Annotated in this window: 19 protein-coding genes; 12 read left to right on the top strand and 7 right to left on the bottom strand. The window is 66.0% G+C overall.

Annotated features, from left to right (window positions below; genetic code table 11):
- Window positions 1-11 precede the first annotated feature (11 nt).
- Complete coding sequence (dapB, locus tag CS1BSM3_RS00470) at window positions 12-836, bottom strand: 4-hydroxy-tetrahydrodipicolinate reductase (RefSeq protein ID WP_072385011.1); 825 nt, start codon at window positions 834-836, stop codon at window positions 12-14.
- 98 nt (window positions 837-934) lie between these two features.
- A complete protein-coding gene (locus tag CS1BSM3_RS00465; protein ID WP_244540391.1) occupies window positions 935-1294 on the bottom strand; it encodes a nuclear transport factor 2 family protein in 360 nt (119 codons plus the stop codon).
- A 286-nt stretch (window positions 1295-1580) separates the two neighbouring features.
- Between CS1BSM3_RS00465 and CS1BSM3_RS00460 the strand changes: the two genes are divergently transcribed.
- Both CS1BSM3_RS00460 and CS1BSM3_RS00455 read left to right on the top strand, forming a co-directional pair.
- Entirely contained in the window at window positions 1581-3182 is a 1602-nt protein-coding gene (locus tag CS1BSM3_RS00460; protein WP_072385009.1) for an ABC transporter substrate-binding protein, read from the top strand.
- A gap of 191 nt (window positions 3183-3373) precedes the next feature.
- Window positions 3374-4972: an ABC transporter substrate-binding protein gene (locus tag CS1BSM3_RS00455; RefSeq protein WP_072385008.1), complete on the top strand. Its 1599-nt coding sequence runs from the start codon at window positions 3374-3376 to the stop codon at window positions 4970-4972.
- Between the two features lie 26 nt (window positions 4973-4998).
- On the opposite strand, the gene ppa is transcribed toward CS1BSM3_RS00455, so the two are convergent.
- Genes ppa through CS1BSM3_RS00440 form a run of 3 tightly spaced genes read right to left on the bottom strand, consistent with a single transcriptional unit; the run spans window position 4999 to window position 6991 of the window.
- Complete coding sequence (ppa, locus tag CS1BSM3_RS00450; protein WP_072385007.1) at window positions 4999-5529, bottom strand: inorganic diphosphatase; 531 nt, start codon at window positions 5527-5529, stop codon at window positions 4999-5001.
- 19 nt (window positions 5530-5548) lie between these two features.
- Window positions 5549-6730: an FAD-dependent monooxygenase gene (locus CS1BSM3_RS00445; RefSeq protein WP_072385006.1), complete on the bottom strand. Its 1182-nt coding sequence runs from the start codon at window positions 6728-6730 to the stop codon at window positions 5549-5551.
- 9 nt (window positions 6731-6739) lie between these two features.
- Window positions 6740-6991, bottom strand: a complete 252-nt coding sequence (locus tag CS1BSM3_RS00440; RefSeq protein ID WP_072385005.1) for a zinc-finger domain-containing protein — start codon at window positions 6989-6991, stop codon at window positions 6740-6742.
- 145 nt (window positions 6992-7136) lie between these two features.
- Here CS1BSM3_RS00440 and CS1BSM3_RS00435 point away from each other — a divergent pair, with 145 nt between their 5' ends.
- The 8 genes from CS1BSM3_RS00435 to CS1BSM3_RS00400 all read left to right on the top strand — a co-directional run bounded on the left by CS1BSM3_RS00435 (window position 7137) and on the right by CS1BSM3_RS00400 (window position 17856).
- Complete coding sequence (locus tag CS1BSM3_RS00435) at window positions 7137-7889, top strand: alpha/beta fold hydrolase (protein ID WP_072385004.1); 753 nt, start codon at window positions 7137-7139, stop codon at window positions 7887-7889.
- 173 nt (window positions 7890-8062) lie between these two features.
- Window positions 8063-9295 (top strand): LptF/LptG family permease, encoded by a 1233-nt coding sequence (locus tag CS1BSM3_RS00430; protein ID WP_072385003.1) that lies wholly within the window; start codon window positions 8063-8065, stop codon window positions 9293-9295.
- Window positions 9292-10392, top strand: coding sequence for an LPS export ABC transporter permease LptG (gene lptG / locus CS1BSM3_RS00425; RefSeq protein WP_072385002.1), 1101 nt, complete (start codon window positions 9292-9294; stop codon window positions 10390-10392). The genes CS1BSM3_RS00430 and lptG overlap by 4 nt, the downstream gene beginning before the upstream one ends.
- 79 nt (window positions 10393-10471) lie before the next feature.
- Entirely contained in the window at window positions 10472-12883 is a 2412-nt protein-coding gene (gene lptD, locus CS1BSM3_RS00420) for an LPS-assembly protein LptD (protein WP_244540390.1), read from the top strand.
- A 159-nt stretch (window positions 12884-13042) separates the two neighbouring features.
- Window positions 13043-14992 (top strand): acetyl/propionyl/methylcrotonyl-CoA carboxylase subunit alpha, encoded by a 1950-nt coding sequence (locus tag CS1BSM3_RS00415; protein WP_072385001.1) that lies wholly within the window; start codon window positions 13043-13045, stop codon window positions 14990-14992.
- Window positions 14989-15429 carry a DUF1489 family protein gene (locus tag CS1BSM3_RS00410; protein WP_072385000.1) on the top strand — a complete coding sequence of 147 codons (441 nt, stop codon included), beginning with the start codon at window positions 14989-14991 and terminating at the stop codon, window positions 15427-15429. The genes CS1BSM3_RS00415 and CS1BSM3_RS00410 overlap by 4 nt, the downstream gene beginning before the upstream one ends.
- 171 nt (window positions 15430-15600) lie before the next feature.
- A complete protein-coding gene (locus CS1BSM3_RS00405) occupies window positions 15601-16326 on the top strand; it encodes a tetratricopeptide repeat protein (RefSeq protein ID WP_072384999.1) in 726 nt (241 codons plus the stop codon).
- Between the two features lie 189 nt (window positions 16327-16515).
- Window positions 16516-17856 (top strand): outer membrane protein assembly factor BamB family protein, encoded by a 1341-nt coding sequence (locus CS1BSM3_RS00400; RefSeq protein WP_244540389.1) that lies wholly within the window; start codon window positions 16516-16518, stop codon window positions 17854-17856.
- A gap of 53 nt (window positions 17857-17909) precedes the next feature.
- On the opposite strand, the gene CS1BSM3_RS00395 is transcribed toward CS1BSM3_RS00400, so the two are convergent.
- Entirely contained in the window at window positions 17910-18335 is a 426-nt protein-coding gene (locus CS1BSM3_RS00395) for a hypothetical protein (protein ID WP_072384997.1), read from the bottom strand.
- A gap of 292 nt (window positions 18336-18627) precedes the next feature.
- Here CS1BSM3_RS00395 and CS1BSM3_RS00390 point away from each other — a divergent pair, with 292 nt between their 5' ends.
- Window positions 18628-20535 carry an NYN domain-containing protein gene (locus CS1BSM3_RS00390; protein ID WP_244540388.1) on the top strand — a complete coding sequence of 636 codons (1908 nt, stop codon included), beginning with the start codon at window positions 18628-18630 and terminating at the stop codon, window positions 20533-20535.
- Between the two features lie 165 nt (window positions 20536-20700).
- Window positions 20701-21144, top strand: a complete 444-nt coding sequence (locus CS1BSM3_RS00385) for a GNAT family N-acetyltransferase (RefSeq protein ID WP_072384996.1) — start codon at window positions 20701-20703, stop codon at window positions 21142-21144.
- Between the two features lie 134 nt (window positions 21145-21278).
- Here the strand turns inward: CS1BSM3_RS00385 and CS1BSM3_RS00380 are convergent, their stop codons facing one another.
- Window positions 21279-22430, bottom strand: a complete 1152-nt coding sequence (locus CS1BSM3_RS00380) for a CobW family GTP-binding protein (RefSeq protein ID WP_072384995.1) — start codon at window positions 22428-22430, stop codon at window positions 21279-21281.
- Window positions 22431-22447: the final 17 nt, after the last annotated feature.

The following is a 22447-nucleotide window of genomic DNA, read 5'->3' as shown; positions in this document are numbered from 1 at the left end:
TGAAGCGCCGCTCAGATCCCGAGAACGTCGGCCATGGTGAAGAGGCCCGGCCCCTTGCCGCGGCCCCAGAGTGCGGCTTTGACGGCACCGCGGGCGAAAATGCCGCGGTCGGTCGCGATGTGGCTCAGCACGATGCGCTCGCCCTCGGCAGCGAAAATGACGCTGTGCTCGCCGACCACATTGCCGCCGCGCAGCGTCGCAAAGCCGATGTCGCCGCGCTTTCTCGCGCCCGTATGGCCATCGCGGGAGCGGACGCTCGTCTCGGCAAGAGATACGGCACGCCCCTCGGCTGCGGCTTCGCCGAGCATCAGTGCCGTGCCGGAAGGCGCATCGACCTTGTGCTTGTGGTGCATTTCCAGCACCTCGATGTCGAAGTCGGCATCGAGAGCCTGCGCGACCTTGCGCGTCACGGCAACGAGCAGGTTTACGCCGAGGCTCATGTTGCCAGCCTTGATGATCGTCGCGTGGCGGCCCGCGGCCTTGATCGCGGCATCGTTCTCTGCTGTGAGGCCGGTCGTGCCGACTACGTGGACGATGCGGGCGTTGGCGGCGAGGCCAGCAATCTCGACGCTGACTTCGGGCACCGTGAAGTCGAGGATGCCATCCACCTTGGCGATGATGTCGAGCGGATCGGCCGTGACCGGCACGCCGATCCTGCCGATGCCGGCGAGCTCGCCCGCGTCCTGGCCAATGGCGTTCGAGCCGGGCCGCTCGATGGCGCCGGCAACGACCGCGCCGGCGACTACGGCGTCGCCGCCGGTCGCATGAACGGCACGGATCAGCTCGCGCCCCATGCGGCCCGCGGCGCCCATCACGGCCAGCTTCATCGCGCTCATCGGATTTGTCCTGATTACCCGTCCGAATTGAATGTGCTGAGGCCCTATAGCACCCGGTCCCGCCGGCTTGGAAGGGGCGCTCTCCTCACCCCGGGGCTTCAGCCCCGCGCGACGTGGGCCGCGACACAGAGCCAGCGCCCGCCCTGGCGCGCCCAGATGTCGGTGTAGCGGCCGGCGCCGGGGCTGCCGTCGGGTTTCGTGTAGACGGTCCGGGCGTGGATGATCGCGAAGTCGCCGAAGAGGCGGATGTTCACGTCCTCGGGGTGCAGGCCCGTGACGCCAACCGGGTTCGAAATCCGCTTCAGGAAGCCCGCCCGGTCGATGATCGTGCAGTCCGGGTTCGTATTCAGGAAGTCCCTGGAAAGGTTCTCATCGAACCAGCGCACGTCGGATTCGGCGACCGAGCGGACATAGTTCGCGTTGAGCGCGTGGAGCACCTCGTGATCGTTGGCGGCCATTTTTTCCTCCATCGGGGATCAAGTCGCTTCCTCGTCAGCACGCTGCATGGATGATCTGTGCTTGCCAAGGGAGACAAGCCGGTCATCGCCCGCTAAAAGACGGCGGGCCCTCACGTCCGGACATATGCGATCGCGCGTCTGCCGGGCCGCGAGGCCCCGTACGCGGGGGTTTCGGCTGAAGTCGGCAGGGACAAGGAGGGTTCTGCCGACACGGCTTGGCTTCCTCGCACTCGAGCGCGGCGCCCTGCCCGATGGGCACCGGATCTGACCAATCTAGGAGGAAATATTGAGCTCTACGAAGTCCCTTGGCCTCATCGCGGCGCTTGCCGGGGTGTGCGCCCTCCAACCCTCCCTCGCGTTAGCCCAGAAGTCCGGCGGAACTCTGCGATCCTACGAGGTGGCCAATCCGCCGAGTGCTTCCATTCTCGAAGAGGCGACCAGCGGGACGACGCACCCGTTCATGGCCGTCTTCAACAATCTCGTGATCTTCGACCAGGCCGAGCCGGTCAACAAGCCCGAGGTCATCCGCCCGGAGCTGGCCGAGAGCTGGGCCTGGGATGCCGCCCAAACGAAGCTGACCTTCAAGCTGCGCCAGGGCGTGACCTGGCACGACGGCAAGCCCTTCACGGCCAAGGACGTGAAGTGCACCTGGGACTGGAGCCGCGAAGCCGATCCGAAGAGCGGCTTCCGCAAGAACCCGCGCAAGCTCTGGTGGGACAATATCAAGGAGATCACGGTCAACGGCGACCACGAGGTCACCTTCGAGCTGAACCGGCCCCAAGCCTCGCTGCTGACGCTCATGGCCTCGGGCATGTCGCCGGTCTATCCGTGCCACGTGCCGGCCCGCATCATGCGCACGAAGCCGATCGGCACCGGTCCCTTCCGCGTCGTGGCTTTCGAGGCCAACAAGTTCGTCCGCCTCGAGAAGAACCCGAACTACTGGCGCAAGGACCGGCCCTACCTCGATGGCCTCGAGTTCCAGATCATGGGCAGCCGTGGCACGCGCCTCCTGGCGTTCGCCGCGGGTGAGATCGACCTGACGTTCGTGTCGGATGTCACGCGGCCTCTGCTCCCCGACGTGAAGTCGCGCTCGCCGAATGCGACCTGCGAGTTCGCCGCGACGGGCGTGAGCGCCAACCTCCTCGTCAATCGCGACAAGCCGCCCTTCGACAATCCCAAGCTCCGCGAAGCGATGATGCTGACGCTCGATCGCGACGCGATGGTGAAGATCGTCTCGGGTGGTGAAGCGTTGATCGGTGGCGCCATGCTGCCGCCGCCGGCAGGTGTGTGGAGCAACTCCGTCGAGGAGTTCATGAAGCTCCCGTCGTATGCCGGCACCATCGAGGAGCGCCGGCAGAAGGCGCGCAAGATTATGGAAGAGCTGGGCTACGGCCCGAACAACAAGCTCAAGATCAAGGTGGGCACGCGCGACTACCAGTCCTACAAGGACCCGGCCGTGCTGCTCGTCGACCATCTGAACCAGATCAACTTCGATGCCGAGCTCGAGATCATCGAGACGTCGCTCTACTACGGGCGCATCACGCGCGGTGACTATCAGGTTGCGCTCAACCTGACGGGTACGGGCGTCGATGATCCCGACGTGACGATGTTCGAAGGCTATCTCTGCGGATCCAGCCGCAACTACACGAACTACTGCAACAAGGAAGTCGACCGCCTCATCCACGCGCAGTCGGCCGAGCTGGATACGGCGAAGCGCAAGGAGCTCGTCTGGCAGATCGAGAAGATCCTCGCCGAGGACGTGGCGCGGCCGATCATCTTCCAGAATCGCTCCGCGTCGTGCTGGCATCCGCATGTGAAGGGCTACGTGCTGCACCAGAACTCGATCTACAATAGCTGGCGCTTCGAGGATGTCTGGCTCGACAAGTAAGCCACGTTCCTGATCGTCGATGACGTGAGGGCGGCGGTGCCAGGCACCTGCCGCCCTCATGCTTTCTCAGGCCTCTGAGGACCTGCTGCAGTGCATTCGCCTTGATGTGTCGCGCATTGGATGAAACACTGCCCCTGTGCCCGTCAACGAACGGGCGCGGATAGAACAAGAACTACATCCGGGAGGATACGATGACCAACCGCGTGACCCGCGGTGCTGCTGCTTTTGTCATTGCAGCGTGCGCGCTTGCGCCATCTGCCGCCTTTGCTCAGAAGTCCGGCGGCATCCTGAGAACGTACAACAGCTCGAACCCGCCGAGTGCCTCGATCATCGAGGAGGCGACGATCGCGACGGCCTTTGCCTTCGCGCCGATCTTCAACAACCTCGTCATTTTCGACCAGGCCGAGCCGATCAACAAACCCGAGGTCATTCGCCCCGAGCTGGCGGAGAGCTGGGCCTGGGACGCGGCCAACACGCGCCTCACCATGAAGCTGCGCCAGGGCGTGAAGTGGCATGATGGCAAGCCGTTCACCTCGGCGGACGTCAAGTGCACCTGGGACCGTATTCTCGGCAAGGACCCGGACGCGTTCCGCAAGAATCCGCGCAAGCTCTGGTGGACGAACATCAAGGAGATCGAGATCAAGGGCGATCACGAGTTCACCTTCGTGCTCGAGCGCCCCCAGGCGTCGTTCCTGAGCCTGCTCGCCTCCAACATGTCTCCGGTCTACTCGTGCCACGTGCCGACGCGCGACATGCGCACGAAGCCGGTCGGCACGGGCCCTTTCAAGTTCGTTTCCTTCGAGGCGAACAACGTGATCCGCATGGAGCGCAACAAGGACTACTGGCGGGAAGGCCGGCCCTACGTCGATGGCATCGAGGTCCGCATCATCGGCAACCGCTCGACGCGCCTCCTCGCCTTCTCCGCCAATGAGTTCGACATCACGTTCGTCGCCGACGTGACGGCGCCGCTGGTCGGCGATGTGAAAGCCCGCTCGCCGCAGGCAACCTGTGAGCTGGTGCCCTCGGGCGTCAGCACGAATCTGCTCGTCAATCGCGAGAAGCCGCCCTTCGACAATCCGAAGCTGCGCGAGGCCATGACGCTGGCGCTCGATCGCGATGCCATGGTCAAGATCGTGACGGCGGGCAAGGCCAGCATCTCGGGTGCCATGATGGCCGAGCCCGAAGGCAACTGGGGTATGCCGAAAGCTATGCTCGAACAGTTCGCCGAGTATGCCGGCACGCCCGCCGAACGCCGCGAGAAGGCGCGCAAGATCATGCAGGAGCTCGGCTATGGCCCGAGCAACAAGCTCAAGATCAAGGTCGGCACGCGCGACTTCCAGGCCTTCAAGGACCCGGCGGTGCTGCTGGTCGATCAGCTCAACCGGATCTACTTCGACGCCGAGCTGGAGATCATCGAGTCGACGCTCTACTACGGCCGCGTGACGCGCGGGGACTACGCCGTGGTGCTGAACCTCACCGGCTCGGGTGTCGACGAGCCGGATGTGACCATGGTGGAAAGCTACTCGTGCGGCTCGGAGCGCAACTACACGAAGTACTGCAACAAGGAGGTCGATCGCCTGATCGACGCGCAGTCGCGTGAGATCGATGTTGCCAAGCGCAAGCAGCTCGTCTGGCAGATCGAGAAGATCCTGATCGACGACCAGGCGCGCCCGATCATCTATCACGGCTTCGCCGGCACCTGCTGGCACCCGCACGTGAAGGGCCACGTGCTGCACCAGAACTCGATCTACAACAACTGGCGCTTCGAGAACGTCTGGCTCGACAAGTAGCCAGTGTGAAGCGCGCGGCGGCTGGTTTATTCGCCGCGCGCCCGTTCCATGGCCTCGCTGATCAGGCGCTTGGCCTCGTCGGCGTCGCCCCAGTGGTGGATCTTCACCCATTTGCCGGGTTCCAGATCCTTGTAGTGCTCGAAGAAGTGCTGGATCTGCTGGAGGGTGATGTCGGGGAGATCGGTGTAGTTGCGCACGCGCTCATAGCGGCGCGTCAGCTTGGCGGACGGGACCGCGATCACCTTCTCGTCGCCGCCGCCATCGTCCTCCATGACGAGCACACCGACCGGCCGGCAGTTGATGACCGCACCGGGGACGATCGCGCGCGTATTGCAGACGAGCACGTCGATCGGATCGCCATCGGCCGAAAGCGTATGCGGGACGAAGCCGTAGTTCCCGGGATAGCGCATGGGCGTGTAGAGGAAGCGATCGACGAACAGCGTGCCCGAGGCCTTGTCCATCTCATATTTGATCGGCTCGCCGCCGACCGGCACCTCGATAATGACGTTGATGTCCTCGGGTGGGTTCTTGCCTGTCGGCACGGCATCGAGGCGCATGACAATCAATCTCCTTCGATTAAGCCGGCGGCTGCCAGCCGTAGACCCAGTCATAGCGGGCCATGAGGCGCGCGGCGGGCACTGTGGCCATCGCCAGATTGCGCGCAAACGCAGCCGGACCGGAAAGGTGGAAGATACGGCCGTTCTGCCGCGAAGTTGCAACGATCGCATTGACGCGGGGCCGTCGCGCGGCCTCGTAGGCCTTCAGCGCGCCTGCGGGATCTTCAGGCTGGTTGGCCAGGGCACTGGCGAGCACAAGGGCATCCTCGAGAGCCATCACGCCGCCCTGTGCGAGGAACGGAAACACGGGATGAGCTGCGTCGCCCGCAAGTGCGATACGGCCATTTGCAAGATTCGCGAGCGGCGCGGTCTCGAAGAGGGCCCAGCGGCGCCATTCGGGCGCGCTAGCGAGGACCTGGCGCAGCTCGGGCGCGAAGCTTGCGAGGTGGGGGGCGAGCGCGCTCCAGTCGTTCGGGGCGGCCCAGTCGTCGGTCATGCGGTCATCGGGCACGATGGCGACGACGGCAATCTGCGCGCCGGCCGCGATGGGGTAGTGCACCACATGGGCGCCGGGCGCGAGCCACACGCCCATGCTCGCGGCATCGCCAAGACTGGCGGCAGCATCAGGAGAAAGAAGCGCGCGCGAAGCCGCCTTGCCGGAAAAGCGGAGCTGCGTGCCGGGAGCCACGGCCGTTCGGATGCGTGAGCGGATGCCATCGGCGCCGACAAGCACGGGACCGCGGACCGTCGTGCCTGTGGAGCTGCGAACGCTCACATGATCGCCATGGTCGGCTGCCTCCGCGATGGCAAAGCCCGTCTCGACCGCAATGCCTGGCGTCGCGCGCACGCGCTCGAGCAGAGCGGTCTGCAGGTCGCGGCGATGGACGACCCAATAGGGAGCCCCGTGGCGATCGGCAATCCAGCCCCCGAGCGGCATCCGCGTGAGAATGCGGCCGTTCGCGCCCTGATGAACGACGATTTCCTCGGGTACGCTCACGTGCCGGGCGAGAAGCGGCGCGACGCCGAGCGCGCTGAGCGCACGGACGCCATTGGGGCCGATCTGGATGCCGGCTCCGGCCTCGGAGAAGATCTCACGCTGCTCGAAAATGCGCGAGGAGATGCCGTGCTGCGCGAGCGCCAATGACGTTGCGAGCCCGGCGATGCCGCCGCCGGCAATCAGGACGGGCTCAGTGTGTGCCATGCTGGGGGCTCAGACCCCTTCGGCCTCCGCCACGACCAGGCAGCCCTTCGGCTCCGATTCGCCGGCGCCGAGCCGCGGATCGTAGACATAGAGTGTCGAGCAGTAGGGGCACAGGATCTGGCTGTCGGCACCCATGTCGAGATAAACATGGGGATGATCGTAGGGCGCGCGTGCGCCCATGCACTGAAGTTCCTTGGCGCCGATGTAGATTTTCTCGACGCCGAGGTCATTGGCGAAATGCGGCACGACGCTCGCGGCCATCGGAAGTTCCCTGAGCTTTGGCGCGCCGCGCTGTACGCTAGCGGATCGTGCCTGCGGATGAAGCGGGGCGCACCATAGCGGCTTGCCTCCCGAAATGGTAGGGGAGCCGGAAGCGCAGGCGGCGCCCGCGAGGTAAAGGAGGCCCATGGCGACGTTCATCCACGACGGAATCGAGATCGCCTACCTCGATGAGGGAACAGGCGACCCGATCCTGCTGATCCACGGCTTTGCCTCCAACCGGACCGTCAACTGGGTGGATACCGGCTGGGTCAGGACGCTCAAGGCCGATGGTCGCCGGGTGATCGCAATCGATAACCGCGGGCACGGCCAGAGCGCGAAACTCTATGATCCGGCAGCCTATACCGCGCCGGCCATGGCCGAGGATGCCCGCGCGCTCCTCGATCACCTCGGCATCGCCCGCGCCGACGTCATGGGCTACTCCATGGGCGCGCGGATCACGGCCTTCCTCGCCATGGCGCACCCGGATCGCGTCCGCTCGGCCATCTTCGGCGGCCTCGGCGTCAATATGGTGCGTCCGATGGCGGGGACCGGTCCGATTGCGCACGCGCTCGAGGCGCCGACGATCGACGACGTGACGAGCCAGACGGCTCGCACCTTTCGCGCCTTCGCTGAGCAAACGCGTAGCGATCTCAAGGCCTTGGCCGCCTGCATCCGCGGCGCGCGCGATCCGATCCGCCCGGAGGCGCTGGCGACGCTGACCTGCCCCGTGCTGGTCGCCGTCGGCAGCGAGGATGTGATCGGCGGCTCGGCGGAGGAGCTTGCCGCCATCATCCCGGGGGCCGAGGCGCTGGTGATCGAGGGCCGCGACCACATGAAGGCGGTCGGCGACCGAATCTACAAGGACGGGGTGCTCGCGTTCCTGGGGCGGCGCCCGTGAAATCGCAGGCTGTGGAGAGCCGAATTTCCGCCACCTTGCTCGCGCAACCATCCTCGAGCGTGGCCGGTGATTCATGAATGTGACGCCGGGGGGCCGCAGCGCATGAAGGGGGGAAAGAGTGCACGTGCCGGGTTTCGGTCGGGCCGAACGCCGGGTGCCGTGACGGATCAGGCATGAGCACGCTCTCACGCTACATTTTCCGTCAGGCAGCGACGACGACGGTCATGATCGTCATCTCCCTGACCTCCCTCGTGTGGATCGCGCTGGCGCTCCGCCAGCTCAACCTCGTCACCGCACAGGGCCAGGACGCATTCGCCTTCCTGAAGATCACGCTGCTCGGCCTGCCGAGCCTGATGGCGGTCATTGCGCCGGTGGCGCTGCTCATTGCGTCCATTCAGCTTCTCAATCGACTGAGCGCCGACAGCGAGCTGATCGTGATGACGGCGGCCGGTGCCAGGGTATGGGCGCCAGCGCGGCCGCTGCTCTTGCTGGCCGTGCTGGTGAGCCTCGTCGTCCTGCTGTTCAACTTTGTCGTGATGCCCTGGGCGAGCCGCGAGCTGCGTGATGCCATCATCGCGGTCCGCACGGACCTCATCACGCAGGTCATCCAGCCGGGCCGCTTCACGAGCCCGGAACGCGGGCTCACTTTCCACGTGCGCGACCGTGCGCACTCGGGTGAGCTCCTCGGCCTCGTGCTCCACGATGCCCGCGATGGCAAGCAGACGACGACCTTCCTCGCCGAGCGCGCACGAATCGTGAAGCAGAGCGGCGAGACCTTCATGCTCATGCAGACCGGTCACATCCTGCGCCGGGCGGCACCGGGCGAGCCGACTCAGATCATTGCCTTCGAGAGCTACGGCGTTGATCTTGCTCACTTCGAGGCCAAGACCGAGCAGCGGGGGCTGCGCCCACGCGAGCGCTACTTGAGCGAACTGCTGAACCCGGCGCCTCAGGATGTCGCGACGGCGCGTGCCCGCAACCTGATCGTCGAGGAGCTGCACGAGCGCTTCTCGAGCCCGCTCTATCCGCTCACGTTCGTGATGATCGCCGTCGCCCTGCTCGGCCAGGCGCGGACGACGCGCCAGGGACGCGGGCAGGCGCTCATCCTCGCGTTCGTTCTGGCCACGGCTGCCCGCGTCGGCGGTCTGACCGTGACCAATCTCATCAGCGTCACTCCCACGGCCATCCCGCTGGTCTACGCAATCCCTCTCGGCACAGCCCTGCTGGCAGCGACGCACGCCCATGCCGGAATGCGCCCGCGCCGCACGAATACGCCTCTGGCCCGCGCGGCGGCAGCGATCGGCGAGCTGTTCGATCGATTTGGCGAGCGCCGGCGTGCCCGGCGCGCGGCGGCGCAGCGGCGGCCCACATCGGGAGCCCACGGCGTGGGAGTGCCCAGCCGATGAGTGGCGCCTTCGGAACTCTCAGTCGCTATGTCGGTGGCCGCTTCGTGGTTGCCATGATGGGTACGCTGGCGGTCTGCGCCTCGCTGATCATCATGATCGATCTCGTCGAGCTCCTGCGCATGACGGGCCGTACGGGCAGTATTCCGGTTGCCTCCGTTGCGCTGATCGTCGTGCTCCGGCTGGCGAGCTACATCGAGGTTCTGCTGCCGTTCTGCGTGCTGGTCGGGAGTGGCGTGGCGCTGATCCAGCTCAACCGGCGCTCGGAGCTCGCCGTGATGCGGGCGGCCGGGATGTCGGCTTGGCAGTTCATTGGCCCCGGGATTCTGGTCGCGATCGTGCTCGGCGTGCTTGCGACAGCGGCCTTCAATCCGCTCGCCGCGGTCACTAGGGCGGAGGCGGATCGTCTCTTAGCGGAGCTATATGGCCGCGAGGCCACGCCGGCGTTCGGCGGAGGGGCGAGCGGCGCTTGGCTCCGTCAGCAGAGTGTGGACGGATCATCCGTTCTGAGTGCGAGCGCGGCGTCCCGCGATGGGCTCACGATCTACAACCCGACGGTGCTCCAGTTCGACGCCGAGGGGCGGTTCATCGAGCGCGTCGAAGGGGTAAGGGCGCTCCTGCGTGACGGCTATTGGCAGTTCGAGCAGGCGAAGGTCGCCCGGCCGGGACGCGAGCCGGAACAGTTCGAGACGTTCACGGTCAGCACGTATCTGACGCCGGACCGTATCAGCGATGCACTCGGTTCGGCCATTTCGTTGTCATTTTGGCAACTCCCTGGAATTATCAATGAAACTGAGCGTGCAGGCCTCTCTGCGGCCCGATTCCAAGTCCAGTATGATCTCCATCTGAGCCGGCCTATGTTGCTGGCGGTGATGGTCCTTTTGGCGGCGTCTGTGTCTTTGCGGTCATTCCGCTCAGGTGGCTTACAGACTATGGTGGGAATGGGGGCGATCGGGGGCTTAGGATTTCTCCTTTTCTCCGAAGTTTCTCGGCAGGTTGGGGTGGCTGGACTTACGCCGTCCATGATGGCGGTATGGGTCCCGGTCCTCGTGGCGTTGTGCGGGTCGTTGACGGTGCTGTTGCACCAGGAGGACGGCTGAGGTGGAAGTAACGGGGCATGCGTTTCAGGCGGGAGGGGGAGCTCCGCGCAAGCCGTTTCGGCTGCGCGCGCGCCTGATCTTGTCTGCACTGTCCCTGATCGGGCTTTGCGCAACCGCGGTCGTGCTCCTTGCACCTTCGCCGGGTGCCGCGCGCGATGCCACCGATCCGCTCACGCGCGGCACCGGAATTCGCATCGACGATCCGGTTCGCAACCTGACTTCGCAGAAGCAGCAGTTCAAGAAGTCCAAAGGCGGCATCTTCGGCGGGACGCCCGCCAAGGTGGATCGCGCAGCGCCCCTCTATCTGCAGGGCGATGAGCTCATCTATGACACGGCCAACAATCGCGTCATCGCGATCGGCAACGTCGAGATCGTGTTCAACAACTACATTCTAACAGCCGATCGCGTCGTCTACGACCAGGGTGCGCAGACGCTCACCGCAGAAGGTAACGCGCAGCTGCAGGAGCCGAACGGCAACATCGTGCGCGCGGACAAGCTCACCGCGACGGATGACTTCCGCGAGGCTTTCGTCCAGGCGCTGAGCGTGACGGCACGTGACGACACCCGTATCACGGCGCGCCGCGCCGTACGTCGCGAGGGCAATGTCACCGAGTTCGAGCAGGGCCGGTTCACACCGTGCCGGACTGACGGCAGCAGCCCGCCGCTCTGGTGCATCAGCGCCGCCCGCGTCACGCACGACCAGCAGGCCGGCACGATCACCTATCAGGATGCGGCGTTCGAGTTCTTCGGCGTCCCGGTTCTCTATATGCCGTGGTTCTCGCACGCCGATCCGTCGGTGAAGCGGCGCACGGGCTTCCTCTCGCCGGAGTATGGCCACACCAATACCCTCGGCACGACGCTTAGCGTTCCCTACTATTTCGCGCTCGCGCCGAACTACGACTTCACGTTCAACCCCATGTACACCTCGCGCCAGGGCATGCTCTGGCAGGGTGAGTGGCGGCATAGGGTGAACTGGGGCGACATCCGCGGCACGTACAATATCAAGGTCGCGGGTATCGATCAGGACGTGAACACGCTCCCTGGCACGCCGGATCCGAAGCTCGACGGCTGGCGCGGCAGCGTGCAGACGCGCGGTCTGTTCTCTCTCTCGACGTGGTGGCGCTTCGGCTGGGATGTCACGGTCGAGAGTGACGACGCCTTCCGCCGCTTCTACAAGCTCGACAGTCTTCTGCAGACCGACCGCATCAATACGGTCTATTTGCAGGGTATGAGCGAGCGCAATTACTTCGCCGCGACGCTCTATCACTTCGGCAGTCTGCTGGTCGACGGCGGTGCCGATGCTGCGAGTCGCGTGCTGCCCGTGATCGACTACAACTACGTCGTCGATCGGCCGGTGGCGGGTGGCGAGCTGGCCTTCAATATGAATGCCGTGTCCCTCACGCGTTCGAACTCCGCCGCCACGGATATGCACCGCGCGTCCTTCGATGGCCGCTGGCGGAGCAAAGTCGTCGACGGACTCGGACAGGTGTGGACGCCGTACGTCTCCGCGCGGGGCGACGTGACCTCGTTCCAGAATGCCTGGGATCCGAACAACAACACGTGGGAAGACGGCAGCATGACGCGCGCCTTGGGTACGGCCGCGCTCACCTATGCCTATCCCTTCGTGAAGCATACTGGGGCTGGCAGCCACATCGTCGAGCCGATCGGCCAGGTCGTGACGCGTACAGCCGTCGCCTCTCAGCGCCGCCTGCCGGATGAGGACGCGAAGAGCCTTGTCTGGGACGACACGCTTCTCTTCGACGTCGACAAGTTCTCGGGATGGGATCGCGTCGAGACCGGCACGCGCGCCAACGTCGGTGTGCAATATACCTATCAGGCGACCGGTGGTGCGTACGCGCGCTTCATCCTCGGCCAGAGCTATCAGGTCGCCGGGGTGAACGCCTTCAACAATCCAGGCCAGCTTCCTGCGCCAGGCCAGCCCCCGAGTCCGTCCGACCCGTTCATCTTCAATTCGAAGAGTGGTCTCGAGACGACGCGTTCGGACTATGTCCTCGGCGCCTACCTTGCGCCGGCTGATGGCTTCCGTCTCGTGTCCCAGGCGCGTTTCGACGACAAGGATCTGTCGCTGCGCCGCAACGACACGTACACCTCATTCACAGCCGGTCCGCTCACTGCGCAGGTTCAGTACTCTTATATGCGCTTCAACCCGGATCAGCCCACCGACAAGCCTGAGCAGGAAGTCCAGTTCGGCGGCGCCCTGCGCCTGACCGATCGTTGGACGCTGCTCGGCGGCATTCGCTACGACATCGACACCCGCGAGCGGCTTCAGGACACGATCCAGCTTCGCTACGCCGACGATTGCTTCGTGCTGACGGCGTCGTACACGGAATCGTTCATTGCGAACCCGACGCTCGGCATCGAGCCGGACAAGGCCGTCATGCTGCGGCTCGAGTTCAAGCACCTCGGTCAGTTCGCGCTGAACTCGAACGTTGCCGGCGGTGTCGGCGCCGAGAACCAGCCCAGCAACTGATCCCGCCGCAAGGACCGGGGGAGCCTTGTGTGTTCCCCCTTGAATGGCCCCCGAAAACGTCCGACACATTTCCCTCGTGGCCCGGTGGCGGCCCAGTGGCAGTCCCGTCGCGGCCAGGCCGCGGGCGTCCAACCTGCCGCCCGGACGAAGGGTGTGCCGATGCTGAAAAAGATCCTGATCGCCAACCGCGGTGAGATCGCGTGCCGGATCATGCGAACGGCGCGCCGGCTCGGCGTGGCGACCGTGGCCGTCTACTCGGATGCCGACCGCGAGGCTCTTCACGTTGCGACGGCCGATGAGGCCGTGCACATTGGTCCCTCACCCTCGACGGAAAGCTATCTGCGCATTGATCGCGTCATCGCCGCCGCGCGGGCGACGGGCGCGGAGGCGATCCATCCGGGGTACGGCTTCCTCGCCGAGAACGCCGACTTTGCCGATGCCTGCAAAGCAGCGGGCCTCGTTTTCATCGGCCCCTCGGGCGCATCCATGCGCCAGCTCGGCGGCAAGGCGGCCGCCAAGGCCGTCGCGCGCGCGGCCGGTGTGCCCGTCGTGCCGGGATATGATGGCGCCGACCAGACACCCGCGCTGCTCCGGCGCGAAGCCGACCGCATTGGCTATCCGGTGATGATCAAGGCCGTGGCGGGTGGCGGTGGTCGCGGCATGCGGCTCGTCGAAAGCGGCGAACAGTTCGCAGCGGCGCTGGAGAGCGCGCAGCGCGAAGCCCTCTCGTCGTTCGGTGATGCCGCCGTCCTGATCGAGAAGGTCGTGCAGCAGCCGCGCCACGTCGAGGTGCAGGTGTTCGGCGATCGCCACGGCAATGTCGTGCACATTTTCGAGCGCGACTGCTCGCTCCAGCGGCGCAACCAGAAAGTCATCGAGGAGGCGCCGGCTCCGGGCATGAGCGCGGCGCTGCGTGAGAAGATGTGCGGGGCGGCCGTCAGCCTCGCGCGCGCTGTCGGCTATGAGGGCGCGGGCACCGTCGAGTTCCTTGTCGAGGACGGCAGCCTCGGGCCCGAAGCGCCGTGGTACTTCATCGAGATGAACACGCGCCTCCAGGTCGAGCATCCGGTGACGGAAGCGATCACCGGGCTCGATCTCGTCGAGTGGCAACTTCGCGTGGCGTCCGGCGAGCCACTGCCGCTCGAGCAAGGCGCCATCACCATGCACGGTCACGCCATCGAGGTGCGGCTTTGCGCGGAGGATCCGGCGCAGGGCTTCCTGCCGAGCATCGGGCGGATTGCGGCGTTCGCGCTGCCTGATAGTGCCGAGGACGTGCGCCTCGAGACGGCCGTGCGTGCGGGCGATGTGATCTCGCCCTTCTATGACAGCATGATCGCCAAGCTCATCACGCACGGTGCGACGCGCGACGAGGCGGCCGATGCGATGGTGGCCGTTCTCAAGCAACTCGTCGTTGCGGGCCCGCGCGTGAATGCGGCGTTCCTGCGTGCACTTCTCGAGCACGCCGATGTCCGCGTCGGACGCATGGACACCGGCCTTATCGGACGCGACCTCGCGGCGCTCACGCGGACGCACATCGGCAACTCCGAGGTCATGTCCGCGGTCGCCCGGCTGCTCGCTCCAGCGGAGGGCGCGGCTTCAGATCCCTGGAGTGCCGGTGATGGCTTTCAGCTCGGCGCGCCGCGCACGCTTACCGTGCCGCTGGTCGTGAACGGTGAGGCGCGGACATTTGCGGCGACGTGGCCGCGTGGTGAGACGACGCCGCACGTTGTTGCCGCCGGCGCCGCCGCGGCAGGCTCCGAGGCGCGGGCGCCGACGGCATGCGTCACGGCGCATGATGGTCTCTATGCCCTCTTCGAGGGCGAGCAGGTCGAGGTGCGCTGGCCGACCTACGATGCCGATGACGTCGATAATGGCCATGCGGGCGATGCCGTGCGCGCGCCGATCAATGGCAAAGTCGCGCGCATTTTCGTCAAGGCCGGCGATACCGTCGCGAAGGGGGACCGGCTGGCGGTCGTCGAAGCCATGAAGATGGAGCACGTGCTCGCGGCCGCGCGTGACGGCGTGGTGGCGAGCGTGGCGGCCAGCGAGGGACAGCAGGTGAATCAGGGCGCATTGCTCGTCAGCCTCGAGGAGGAAGCCCAGTCGTGACGATTCATCTCGTGAAGCTGAGCGTCGGCACCGAATCGATCGAGGATCTGGCTGGCTGGCAGGTCGAACGCCTCAAGCAGATGAAGGCCGAGAAGCAGAAGCCCGAGCTTTTCCACCGGACCTTCCAGATGCCGAAGCGGCGCGAGGAGCTGCTCGACGGCGGGTCCATCTATTGGGTCATCAAAGGCATCATCCAGGCTCGCCAGCGCCTCCTCGATCTGAAGGAAGGCACGAGGCCCGATGGCACGCCCTGCACCTTGCTCATCCTCGACCGTAAGCTCGTGGCCGTGCGGCCGGTGCCGCGCCGGGCTTTCCAGGGGTGGCGTTATCTCGCCGTGGAGGATGCGCCCAAGGACCTCGCGGGCGGCCGCGCGGATGATCTCGATGCGATGCCCGCCAAGCTGCGCCGCGAGCTCGCCGAGCTCGGGCTGCTCTGAGGTCCCCCGGCGGGCATGGAACATGCTGACATCGAGCGTGATTGTGGGGGCCACGAAATCGCCGGAAACGCCGTTCATCGACGGCGATGCCTGCCACCTTCCGCGTGGCGGCGTCGCGGGTTATAGAGTGGCCGACGCCCTATAGCCGGTGGCGAGGAAGCAAGGATCAGCATGGCCGACCAGACCGACCACTTTATGCGTGAAGTCCAGGACGAGATGCGCAAGGAGCGTCTCGCGAGGACCTGGGATCGGTATGGCGTTTTCATCGTCGCTGCCGCTGTGCTGCTCGTGCTTGGCGTGGGCGGCTATCAGTTCGCCGAGCATCGCAGCCTCAGTGCACGTCAGGCCGCGGGGCAGGAGTTCGAGGCCGCGGCCCGGCTCGCTGCCGGGGGCAAGGCGCAGGAAGCGCACCAGGCGTTCGATGCGATGGTCAAGAACGCGCCGCCCGGCTACGGCACGCTGGCGCGCCTCAGAAATGCCGGCGCATACGCCGCCGAGGGCAAGCGCGCCGACGCGGTCGCCGCTTACGACGCGGTTTCGAAGGACACGAGCGCCGATCCGCTGCTCCGGGACTACGCCACGCTCCAGGCAGCCCTGTTGAGGGTGGACGAGGCCGACTGGACCGAGATGCAGAATCGCCTCAAAGATCTCACAAATGATACCAATGCTTGGCGTGCGCCCGCGCGCGAGGTGCTTGGGCTTGCGGCCATGAAGGCCGGAAATCAGGATGAAGCGCGCAAGGCCTTCGAGCAGATCCTGGCCGACAGCGCGGCGCCGCCGTCGACTACCGAGCGGGCGCGGATCCTGATGACGATCCTGACCGAGGCAGCACTATCGAAGGCTGCCCAGCCGGGGGGCGCGGGGGCGAAACCGGGCGAAGGCTCGGCGACGAAATAGGGGTGGCGGCTCGTGTGATGATCGAGAAATTCGCCAGATCTCGCGGCACGGTATGGAGCGAATTTCTCGACCTGAATCACACGAGCAAGACTATGCTTCTAGTGTCCCTTTTGTTTCCGAAGCTCGCTCGGGACGCCAGCATCGAGGTTAAGCGAACTTCGGAAACGGGACACTAGGGGGGAGTTGATCGTGGACCTCTTGCGCACAGGGCGGTTGGCGGCCATCGCGAGCGCATTGGCGCTTTCGGGCCTGGCGGGCTGCTCGGGCGGAATGCCGAGTGTTTCGGATATCGCGGCACTCAACCCATTCGCAGAAAAGCAGGTGCCGCTTCCTGGCACGCGCGTCCCCGTCGTGCTCACCGAGGGCACCACGGGCAGCGTCGAGCTCGCGAGCGCGGACCGGCCGATCTCGGTTCCGCCGGCACGCCAGAACGATGCCTGGGCGTACCCGGGCGGCGCGCCGTCGAATGCACCCGGCCATCTCGCGCTTCCAGCTTCCATCCGCACCGCATGGAGCGCCGACGTCGGGCAGGGCTCCAGCAAGTATGGGCGGCTGACCGCAAGCCCCATCGTCGCCGACGGCCGCATCTTCACGCTCGATGCCGCAGGTCGCGTAACCGCGCTCAGTGCCTCGGGCTCGGTGTCCTGGCGGACGTCGCTGGTGCCGGAGAAGGCAACCGATACGAATGCCTATGGTGGTGGCCTTGCGGCGGAGGGCGGACGGCTGTTCGTCGCCACCGGGCACGGCATTGTTACGGCCCTCGACATGCAGGGCGGCAAGAAGCTTTGGGACAAGAACGTCGGCTCGCCGGTGCGCGCGGCGCCGACCGTCGCCAGCGGACGTGTGATCGTCCTCACGACCGACGGGCGCACGGTCGCGCTCGCAGGCCACGACGGCGCCGAGCTCTGGGCTTTCCGCGGACTCCCCGAGCGTGCGAGCCTGCTGATCAGCGCGAGCCCAGCGCTCAATGGCGATGTCGCGGTCGTTCCCTATCCTTCGGGTGACGTCGTTGCCATCAGGATAGCGGATGGCACGGTGGCCTGGCAGGAATCGCTGGCGCGCACGCGCGCGGCTTCCTCGCTCGGCTCCATGAGCGATGCCGCGAGCCCGGCCATTGATGGCGGCACCGTGTTTGCGATCGGCCATGCCGGTCGCATGGTCGCGACCGAGGCGCGCACGGGCGAGCGGGTCTGGTCGGCGAACGTGGCGGGCATCAACCGGCCCTATGTTGCCGGCGACGCCGTCTATGTCGTGGACACCGGCGGCCAGCTCATCGCCATGAGCCGGCGCGACGGCAAGGCGCTGTGGACGACGCGCGTTGCTGGCGGCAAGAGCTGGGCAGGCCCGGTGCTAGCCGGCGACCGTCTCTGGCTCGCCTCCGACTCGGGCAAGCTCATCGGCATCAATGCGGCTGGCGGCAAGGTGGAGACGCAGCTCGATCTCGGCGCGCCTGTATTTATCCCGCCAGTCGTCGCCAACGGCCGCATGTACGTGCTCACCGACAAGGCGCGTCTCATCGCCCTTCACTGACGGGCTCGAGAGCGGCTTGACCGAGCCCGGAGCGGGCGCGCGGGTGTAGTCGTTCATTGGTCCCCCTGTCGCATTTCATGCGCGGCAACGGCGCGGCGGATAACGTCTTCGGCATCGATCGGCTGGGTGTAGCGGACGGGAATAACGCGCGCCGGTGACGCAGGCGCGACGGGCGCCGGCTCGGCTTCGGTTGTCCTTGCCGGGCGCGCGGATCCGTAGTTGGGGCTCCACGGCTCGCGCGGGTCGTCGGCGCCGGGCTTGTAGTCGCGCGGCGCGAGCTGGGCCGGCAGGCCATCGGCCTCGATGACGGTGCGCACGCCGGCCATGTGCATCGGCGTGGCTGCGGAAGTGGATGAGGTGGTGGTGGCGCCTCGCTCGTTCGCGCAGCCGGCAAGGACGGCAAGCAGGCCGATCAGGCCTGTGCGGGCGGCGCTCAGCCGGATGAAGTGCGGCGCGCGGCCACAACGCTTGGGAAACATCACGAACGCCTTTCACGCACGGAAGCAACAGGCACTGACGCCCAGGACTATGAGAGAACAGGGTTAATGGAGCGCTAAGCGCCGTGCGGGAGTTGGACGGGTGGCGCGGGCAGCCTGTGGTAGGCGCGCAACATCGGATATGCGGCTCGCGCGCCGCGCTCCGGCCGAATCAACAGCAAATCCACTGGCTTGATTCGCTTGCCAGGGGCCCGGACCTTGCCCCCGCTATGCGACTCATAAACAGTGACCCCGGGGCGGCGGTGCTTGTCCGTGAATATTCAGGGGGCGTTGGATGATCAGGCGTGAAGCTGGGCGTGCGTTCTTGAGCGCCGTCTTCGTCGACTACGACAACATTTATTTGTCGTTGAAGCGCAAGAACGAAGAGGCTGCCAAGCGCTTTGCCCGTGACGCCGCGTCGTGGATCAAGGCCATCGAGAGTGGCGCGCTGATCACTTCCACCAATGGATCGTTCTCGGCGGAGCCGCGCCGCATCGTCATGAATCGCTGCTACGGCAACCCCGTCCCGCGGCGCAATCAGAGCGACAACTCGACGGACATGAACTCCTTCCCGTTCGTGCGCCACCATTTCCTGCGCGCCGGGTTCGAGATCGTCGACTGCCCGCCCCTCACCGCTCAGCTCAAGAACTCCTCCGACATCCGTATGGTCATGGATGTCGTCGACTATCTCGCGCACGGCACGCACTTCGACGAGTTCGTCATTCTCTCGGGCGACGCGGACTTCACGCCTGTCCTGCATCGCCTGCGCGCGCACGCCCGGCGCACGGTGATCTTCGCCAATGACTACACGGCCGCACCTTACACGGCGATCAGCGACGGCGAGGTGCGCGAATCGGATCTGATCGCCTTGCTGCTTGAGCAGCAGGGCGAGATCGGCACGTCCGCACCAGCGCAGTTGGCTGCGCCGCAGACGAAGCCGATGGTGCTGCCGGAGGTGGATCGCGAGGCGCTTCGTCACGAGATCATCGCTGATGTCGTCCAGGCCGTGCAGGCTTCGCCGACGCCGGTGCCCCTCGAAGTGCTGGCCGATCGGGCCGTGCGCTCGATCGGGCACGATCGCACGGTCGCGACGTCCTGGGCCGGAGCCGGCGGCTTCCGCGAGCTTCTCGCGCAGTCCCTGCCCGATGATCTCAGGCTTTCGGAGCAGCCGCCCTATCTCGTCATCGACACGCGCCGTCATCTGCAGACGAAGCGCGCCGCCCCACTGCCCGAGATGCCTGAAATGCGCGAGATGTCGCCGTCGCGGGCGATCGCGCCGCCGTCGTCAGCCGCCGCTCACACCAGCACGCGCGGTGGGTTCGCGGATCAGACCGGCAGCCAGCTCGGGAGCATGGGCGGTTTGCAGCGTCGCCCGCAGCAGCCCGCATTCGATCATCATGACGAGGATTTCCGTCCCGAGCGCTCGCTGCCGCCGCCTGCCGCAGCGACGCAGGACACGCGTTCGCTCGGCGGGACGCCGCGCTACGCACAGCACGACATTCCCGCGCGCGAGCCCTCGCTCCGCCCGTCGACGGTTTCGGCGCCGCTGGTGCCGGCCCAGGCCCCGAAGCCTGCCGCACCGACGCACACCGCCTCTGCCTCTCAGGGAATGCAGCCCGCTGCAGCGTCGCAGGCACGGCCGAAGGAAGCGACTTCGACGATCCAGCAGTCGATTGCGCGCATTCACGAGGCTTGCCAGGCGCCGCCGCTCGCGCCGCCTGAGTACCGCACGCTCTTCGAGGTCATGGCGCTCGAGATCAACGAGAACAATCTGCTCGGCGCCCAGACCATCCAGAACGTCCTCCGCCGCGCGCAGGAGCACGGGCTCGAGCTGCGCCGGGATGATGTGCGGTTCGTGATGGATGTCGTGAGCGAGGCCGATCCGTGGTTCGAGCAGGGCGCCTCGGCGAACCTGTTCGCTGGCCGGTTCCGCAACTTCGTGGTTGCGCGCTGCCGGGGCCAGGGCCTCAAGCTCTCGGCCGATGAGCTCGATCTCATCGAAGCGTGGTTCGTCGGCAATGGTGCCCCGGCCGGTGCTGCAGGGCAGCGTGCTGCCGCCCAGACGGCGGCGCCGTATCAGCCACCCCAAGGGGGCATGGCGTCGGATCCGGCGCGCGGGGGTGTTCCCGCGCAGCCGCGAACGGCCGACGAGTTCACGAGCGATGAATTCCCTCGCATCGTCCGCACGCGTCTGCGCGGCTGACGGCGACAAGGCCTCACTCTACCCCTAGAGCATGATCGCTTCGATCGGGTCGCACGACGCGTGCGACGGTCGGAGCGGTCGTGCGTCTGGTATCCGATGCGGACGTTGGGTTAGGCTTCGCTACCCTGGCGGCAAGTCCAGCGCCCAACTACAGGATCATCAGACATGAGCATCCGCGTCCGTCGCCTCGAAGCCAAGGACAAGCCGGCCTGGCTGCCGCTCTTCAAGGGCTACATCGAGTTCTACAAGGCCACGATCCCCGAGGAGGTCATCGAGACCACGTGGGAGCGCCTGCTGAGCGGCAAGGAAGGCTTTCACATCGGCCTCGTTGCGGTCGGCGACGATGATGTGCCGGTCGGCATCGCGCACGTCCTGTTCCACCGCTCGACGTGGTCACCGACATGGTACTGCTACCTTGAGGATCTGTTCGTCGATCCAAAGGTGCGCGGAAAGGACATCGGCCGTGCTTTGATCGAGCAGGTCTATGCCGAGGCCGACGCGAGTGGTGCGACGCGCACCTACTGGGCGACGCAGGAGTTCAACTATCGGGCGCGCGGCCTCTACGACAAGCTCGCGACGAAGTCGCCCTTCCTGCAGTATCGGCGTTAGTTTGTTTGCCGCGGGCTGCTGGGAAGGGGGGCTATCGCATTCTGCGGTGGTGCCATGCCCGCGGTCGCGAGAGCGCGGTGTATGACGCGCCCCACTTCCCCATCTCCCCATTGTCTTCAATGGGGAGGGCGGATTTACACCGCCCCTTCCGCCTCGCCGACGAACGGGCGGAAGTGCTTGCGGATGCTCTCCTCCGGCAGGTCCTTCGTGATGAAAACGAGCCGCGAGCGATGGTCCTCGCCCGGCCAGCGGGCGAGCGTTTCCGGCGGATAGAAAATGTGCTGCACGCCGTGCACGACGAACGGCTTCGTTTGATCCTTTACGTTGAGAATGCCTTTCACGCGCAGGAGACGCTCGCCGTAGAGCTGCGCGAGAAGCTGCATGGCATTCGACAGCTCGCGCCCGTCGAGCGGCTCCGAGAACCTCAGGCAGAACGAGCGAATGCCATGCAGATGCTCGTGCGCAGGGTGCGCGCAATGCGGATCGGCACAGGCCTCGTCGTGCGCGTGGTGGTGATGGTGGTGGCCCTCATGATCGTGCTCGTGATCATGGCTGCAGTCGGGGCCGCAATTTGCACCGTGCTCGTGATGTCCGTGATCCTCGTGATAGCGCTCGGCCGCGAGCCAGCGCTCCGGATCGACGCCCGTCAGCGCGGGCTCGTGCGCACCGAGGCCGATCAGCTCCGACGGCGCGATATCACCTTTCACGGCGCGTCTGATTTGTCCGGCGGGGTTCAATGCGCGCAGGCGCCGCTCCAGTGCATCGACAGCGTCGGGCTCTGTTAGGTCGCTCTTAGTCACAATCAGTCGATCTGCGATCGCGATCTGCTTTGCGGGCTCGAAATGCGCATCGATCTGGTGTAATCCGTGCTGAGCATCGACAGTCGTAACGACGGCGTCGAGCTGATAGATGCGGTAGAGGCTTTCTTCCGTCATCAGCGTGTGAACGATCGGCGTTGGATCTGCGAGGCCGGTGGTCTCGAGGACAACGCGCTGCATCGGCGGGATGTCGCCCCAGAGCGATTTGGTGTGCATCCGCTCGAGTGCCTGCACGAGATCGCCGCGCACGGCGCAGCACACGCATCCCGAGGGAAGCAGGACGGCATCTTCGTCGATCTTCTCGACGAGCGCATCGTCGAGGCCGACCTCGCCGAACTCGTTGATGATGACGGCAGTGCCCGCCATCGCCGGGTCGTCGAGCAGGCGCTTCAGGAGCGTCGTCTTGCCCGAGCCGAGAAAGCCGGTGAGGACGGTGATCGGGATGGCGGGGTTGGGGGTCATGCTCATGTCGGCCCTCGTTGTTG

The sequence above is a fragment of the Hyphomicrobium sp. CS1BSMeth3 genome (assembly GCF_900117415.1).
In the GTDB taxonomy this organism is placed as follows: Bacteria; Pseudomonadota; Alphaproteobacteria; order Rhizobiales; family Hyphomicrobiaceae.
This window is presented reverse-complemented; position numbering and strand designations above follow the sequence as displayed.

Excerpts from the sequence above, each read along its gene's own strand:
- CS1BSM3_RS00455 (WP_072385008.1), top strand. The coding sequence starts at position 3,374 with ATGACCAACCGCGTGACCCGCGGTGCTGCTGCTTTTGTCATTGCAGCG.
- CS1BSM3_RS00405 (WP_072384999.1), top strand. The coding sequence starts at position 15,601 with ATGGCCGACCAGACCGACCACTTTATGCGTGAAGTCCAGGACGAGATG.
- CS1BSM3_RS00380 (WP_072384995.1), bottom strand. The coding sequence starts at position 22,430 with ATGAGCATGACCCCCAACCCCGCCATCCCGATCACCGTCCTCACCGGC.
- CS1BSM3_RS00430 (WP_072385003.1), top strand. The coding sequence starts at position 8,063 with ATGAGCACGCTCTCACGCTACATTTTCCGTCAGGCAGCGACGACGACG.
- CS1BSM3_RS00465 (WP_244540391.1), bottom strand. The coding sequence starts at position 1,294 with ATGGCCGCCAACGATCACGAGGTGCTCCACGCGCTCAACGCGAACTAT.
- CS1BSM3_RS00385 (WP_072384996.1), top strand. The coding sequence starts at position 20,701 with ATGAGCATCCGCGTCCGTCGCCTCGAAGCCAAGGACAAGCCGGCCTGG.
- CS1BSM3_RS00390 (WP_244540388.1), top strand. The coding sequence starts at position 18,628 with ATGATCAGGCGTGAAGCTGGGCGTGCGTTCTTGAGCGCCGTCTTCGTC.
- CS1BSM3_RS00415 (WP_072385001.1), top strand. The coding sequence starts at position 13,043 with ATGCTGAAAAAGATCCTGATCGCCAACCGCGGTGAGATCGCGTGCCGG.
- lptG (WP_072385002.1), top strand. The coding sequence starts at position 9,292 with ATGAGTGGCGCCTTCGGAACTCTCAGTCGCTATGTCGGTGGCCGCTTC.
- CS1BSM3_RS00395 (WP_072384997.1), bottom strand. The coding sequence starts at position 18,335 with ATGTTTCCCAAGCGTTGTGGCCGCGCGCCGCACTTCATCCGGCTGAGC.
- CS1BSM3_RS00435 (WP_072385004.1), top strand. The coding sequence starts at position 7,137 with ATGGCGACGTTCATCCACGACGGAATCGAGATCGCCTACCTCGATGAG.
- dapB (WP_072385011.1), bottom strand. The coding sequence starts at position 836 with ATGAGCGCGATGAAGCTGGCCGTGATGGGCGCCGCGGGCCGCATGGGG.
- CS1BSM3_RS00445 (WP_072385006.1), bottom strand. The coding sequence starts at position 6,730 with ATGGCACACACTGAGCCCGTCCTGATTGCCGGCGGCGGCATCGCCGGG.
- CS1BSM3_RS00440 (WP_072385005.1), bottom strand. The coding sequence starts at position 6,991 with ATGGCCGCGAGCGTCGTGCCGCATTTCGCCAATGACCTCGGCGTCGAG.
- ppa (WP_072385007.1), bottom strand. The coding sequence starts at position 5,529 with ATGCGCCTCGATGCCGTGCCGACAGGCAAGAACCCACCCGAGGACATC.